The organism is Haloferax sp. Atlit-6N (assembly GCF_003383195.1).
Lineage (GTDB): Archaea > Halobacteriota > Halobacteria > Halobacteriales > Haloferacaceae > Haloferax > Haloferax gibbonsii.
Genome location: NZ_QEQJ01000288.1, coordinates 1 through 470 on the forward strand (window position 1 = coordinate 1; position 470 = coordinate 470).

1 protein-coding gene is annotated in these 470 nt (G+C 53.2%); it reads left to right on the top strand.

Annotated features, from left to right (window positions below; all coding sequences use genetic code 11):
* The coding region (locus DEQ92_RS22385) for a TIGR00366 family protein (protein WP_158547665.1) at positions 1 to 470 on the top strand (470 nt) is incomplete at both ends.

A 470-nucleotide genomic window follows, 5' to 3' on the forward strand; every position in this document is an offset into this window, starting at 1 on the left:
ATTGCGATGGAGGAGAAAGATGTTGATGTTCATTATCCTCTACTGGTTGCGACGGGCTACGCGGGGCTACTGCCTTGGCATCAGGGACTCTCCGCAGCGTCTATGTTGCTCGTCGCTACTCCAGATCACTTCCTGGCAGATCAAATTGGGGTTGTGCCGGTCTCTGAGACAATCTTCGACCCAGGAAACTTGATCATCGTCGCCGGCGTTGTCCATGTGACAATGATCATAATGCCGCTAATGGCTCCGGAAAAGAAAGAGAATTTGGTAACGGTTCCCGCAAGCAAACTCCGTAGCGTCCAACAACCCACACCCGACGGCGGTGTTGAGGTAGTCGATGGGTCACCTATGCCGAACCGCAGACAGGAGGCGGCGTACAAGACTCTGCTACTCGACAGCCGTGTGATCAGTATCGGTCTTGGGCTGCTCATTTGGGCGTATCTTGGCTATTTGTTCGCCACAAATGCAAT